The sequence below is a fragment of the Candidatus Symbiopectobacterium sp. NZEC135 genome (genome assembly GCF_025962695.1).
The window spans coordinates 1-542 of the sequence record NZ_JAGFPF010001443.1 but is presented as its reverse complement, the minus strand read 5'-3'; the positions used below and the strand labels follow the sequence as shown (position 1 = coordinate 542).

Genomic DNA, 542 nt, shown 5'->3' with positions numbered 1-542 from the left:
CGTAACGCGTCATCCTATCCGTTTTTACGTCGAAGAGGTAAGGAAACTGTGGCTTGTTTACTTTACGAGAGAGGTGTAGTGCCTTCCTCCGCCCGTGCGATTTTTTACGGCACGGCGCGGAGGTTGCGCGCTATTTGAAATCTGAATACGGTGTTGGCGGTTGCGGCGGGCTATCCAAATCCCCTTGCCAACCCGCGAATGAGTAACGCAGATAGAGCATGCCGTGGCTCGGCGTGTAATCTTTTGCTTCCTGAATATCGATGGCGGCGCCCAGCGTCCAGTGCGACGTGAGGCGACGTTCGATCAAGGCGCGCAGCGTGTAGCCGACGCCGGAACTGCTGCTGCCGGTTTCGATGCGATCCCGTTCATCGGCGGTTAATCCGGCGCTGCTGACCAGACTGCCTAACGGATAACGACGCTGATTTTTGGTCTTGGCATAAGACCAGGAGACGGTGCCGCCCAATTCCCACGACCAGTTTTCGGTACGCTGGCGGTAATTGATGGGAAGCCCAAACGAGACATACTGCTGCGGGCTGTAATAG

General features: G+C 56.3%; 1 protein-coding gene. It reads right to left on the bottom strand.

What is annotated here, in order from left to right; genetic code table 11:
- Positions 1-130 precede the first annotated feature (130 nt).
- Positions 131-542: cellulose synthase subunit BcsC-related outer membrane protein (locus J5224_RS34740; RefSeq protein ID WP_264629356.1), on the bottom strand; the 412-nt coding region annotated here is incomplete at its 5' end.